This is a genomic window from Anaeromusa sp., assembly GCF_028691475.1.
In the GTDB taxonomy this organism is placed as follows: Bacteria; Bacillota; Negativicutes; order Anaeromusales; family Anaeromusaceae; genus Anaeromusa.
This window is the reverse complement of sequence record NZ_JAQUZF010000202.1, coordinates 1-2,914: the sequence shown is the minus strand read 5'-3', so window position 1 is coordinate 2,914 and position 2,914 is coordinate 1. Positions and strand designations below refer to the sequence as shown.

Annotated in this window: 3 protein-coding genes; all 3 read right to left on the bottom strand. The window is 49.5% G+C overall.

The window, feature by feature from the left end; translation table 11 throughout:
- Positions 1-86 precede the first annotated feature (86 nt).
- Entirely contained in the window at positions 87-302 is a 216-nt protein-coding gene (locus PHF27_RS14220) for an AlpA family phage regulatory protein (protein WP_300071515.1), read from the bottom strand.
- Positions 303-452: 150 nt separating this feature from the next.
- On the bottom strand, positions 453-1,229 hold the full coding sequence (locus PHF27_RS14215; RefSeq protein WP_300071512.1) for a hypothetical protein: 777 nt from the start codon (positions 1,227-1,229) through the stop codon (positions 453-455).
- Between the two features lie 106 nt (positions 1,230-1,335).
- Positions 1,336-2,541 carry an integrase arm-type DNA-binding domain-containing protein gene (locus tag PHF27_RS14210; protein WP_300071509.1) on the bottom strand — a complete coding sequence of 402 codons (1,206 nt, stop codon included), beginning with the start codon at positions 2,539-2,541 and terminating at the stop codon, positions 1,336-1,338.
- Positions 2,542-2,914 lie beyond the last annotated feature (373 nt).

The following is a 2,914-nucleotide window of genomic DNA, read 5'->3' as shown; positions in this document are numbered from 1 at the left end:
GCGTTGGGTGCTGCCTTCCCGCCGCACAACTTTTTAGGCTCTAGGTGCTGTAACACCTGGGGCCTTTTTCGTTTTAGGGCTGCCATCTACGCGGCCCCCTGTCCTTGGCTGATTTTATCGATAAGAGCGGCAATATCCTGCGCCCGGTAGACAGCCGTGCGGGCACTGAGCTGGATGGGCTTGGGGAAGCGGCCTTCTTTGATTCCAGCATACCAAGCTGTTTTCCCAATAGGAATGAATTGTAGAACTTGGTTGAGGCGCAAGAATCCGTTGGCGGGGATGGTTGGCAAGTGTTGAGTCATATTTCCTCCAAAACTTCAACGCGGCTTAAAAGACGTTCGTGAACCTTGAAGGAATGGTACTCAGGGGAAAAAAGAAAAAAATGGGGAAAACTCTAAATTGTTTTCCCCATAAACTCTAATAAACCATTAACTTTTTGTAATAAAACAACTTTAAAATGGAACCCCAGTTTCTTCGTATTGTTTCCTTGGCCTGCCTGGGCCGCTTTTTAGGGATTGGGGAAGCTCCTGCCAAGCGATATTTTCTACCGTACCGAGCGGATTCCTGAAATTTTCAACCCTATTCTTTAAAAATTCCAAGAATTGCTCTTTGGTAATATTTTCCGGCCCAGATCTATTTATATAAGCAGCAAATGCTCTTGCTAGCGCATGGCATGACAGGCGCCAGCGCTTTGCGTTTACTGGCCCATCCTCCCCCGTTTCTGTAGCTGTTGTTAGTAACTCAAGTTCCGCAATTCGTGCATCCCGTTCTCTTAGAGCTTCTTCTAATCCATGAATCCTTTTTTGGGCTTCCTCAAGGCCAGCAACTGTTGCAGGGAGGTTCTCTGCTTGGCTAGAAAAAAGAAATGCTGGAAGTTCGTTTAGAGGTAATGCGGAGTTTTCAAGCCATTCCCTAGCTTTGTCCATCCGTAAGCACATGCGCTTCCAAGATATATTATCTTTTCCTCGAAAGGAACCAAGCTCGTCACAAGCTTCAACGCGCCCATCATTTATCGCATCAATGATGAATCTAATTCTCGGTTCAAGGCAAGGATAATCATCACTTCGTACAATAATACTGCCTAGTGAAGTACTTCCTCCGCCATAAGTTTTGGCAAGAACAATGGGCAAATCATCCTCAGAACAGCCGCACCATAGTGCTGCAAATTCTTGAATGCTCCTGATGGTAGTAAACCTTCGGATGGCGGTGCATCTATCCTGTCTATTCATAAGGCAGTCTCCTTTCAGACATTCCTTTTGTGGTATTCCCCAGCAGGGCGGCAAAGGTATCCGCCTTTTCGGCATGGGCAATTACTCCGTGCCTAGCTGGGGAAATTCAAGCTAAGTTGTTCTCTGTTTTCAATTCGTCCAGATAATCCGCCCATTCTTGCATCATCTGGCGGCGCTCTGGCAAATATTCGGCATGATTGTATGCGGCCCGAATGGCGTTTTTTTCGCCGTGGGCAAGCTGGGCTTCAATTACATCTGCCCTGTATCCTTGCTCGTTGAGCAGGGTAGAGGCCAAGCTTCTGAAGCCGTGGATTGTCATAACCCCTTTGGCGTAGCCCATACGGCGTAGCGCGTTCAACAACCCCATGTCAGAAATAGGGCGGCTGGCGCTGAACAGGCTTGGGAAAAGGTATCGCCCACTGCCTGTCAGGCTGTGTAGGTCGTTTAGCAATGTGATAACTTGGTGGGCCAGAGGGACGGTGTGGGGCCGCTTCATTTTCATCCGCTCTGCCGGGATAATCCATGTTGCGGATTCAAAATCAAATTCGCGCCATTCAGCCCCGCGCAGCTCCACAGAGCGCACAAAGACGAAAGGAAGCACCTTTAGCGCGAAACAGATTGAAGGCTCCCCGGCGTATTCGTCTATGGCTCTAAGGAGGTGTCCTACCTCTGCCGGGTCTGTAATGGTTGCGTAATGGTTGGTCTGCACGGGGGTGAGTGCTTCTGTCAGTCCTGCGGCAACGTCATAGCGGGTAAGTCCCACAATGCGGGCGTATCGGGAAACCTGCCCACAGAGCTGGGCAAGGCGGTGGGCCGTTTCTATGGCTCCACGCGACTCAGCTTTTTGAATGGCGGTAAGAAAGTCCGCAGGTTCAAGGGCGGGGAAAAGCTTGTCGCCTAGAATTGGAAATAGCTGATTCTCAAGACGGGATAGAATCTTTTTTTGATGTCCAGGTGTCCATGCATTTCTTTTTTTGGAGAACCAGTCACGGGCCACGGCTTCAAATGTTGTGTTTTGCTCTTGCTCAATGGCAGCGGCGGCAGCCTTTGCTTCTTTACGCTGATTGCTGGGGTCAATGCCTTGTTCAATCAGCCGCTTGGCTTGCTCGCGTCGTTCTCTGGCATCTTTTAAGCTAACGGTGGGGTAGGTGCCAAGGGAGATTCTTTTTTCTTTGCCCTGGAAGCGATATTTAAGCCGCCACCATTTTCCGCCGCTGGGGGCAATTTCTAGGTAGAGGCCTCCGCCGTCAAAAAGTTTTACGGCTTTGTCGGTGGGCTTAGCTGTGCGGATAGCGGTATCAGTGAGAGGCATGGGGGGCAACTCCTGCTGAGGGGGCAACAGAGATTACTAGTCTGCCCCCTAAGTTGCCCCCAATCTAACCGGCTGTCAACGAACCCTAGCGAACTGAAATGGAAGCTCAGAAAACAAAAAATCCGCTTGGCTATTGGCCTTGCGGACTTTTGCGAACTTCTTTGGAAGTCTTTATGGTGCCGAGGGCGGGATTTGGCACGTACAAAACAAAGCATGCAGTAAGCGTCTGCTATTTTTGAAGAATAATTTTTCTCACTCGCACTTTGTGTATAACTTTGTGGCACACCCTAGTCAAGTTTTTAGGACCAGAACCGTGCCCCAAAATGCGCTTAGTAGTGATACCGGCACTGCACGATTATCAGCGTGTTCCTTT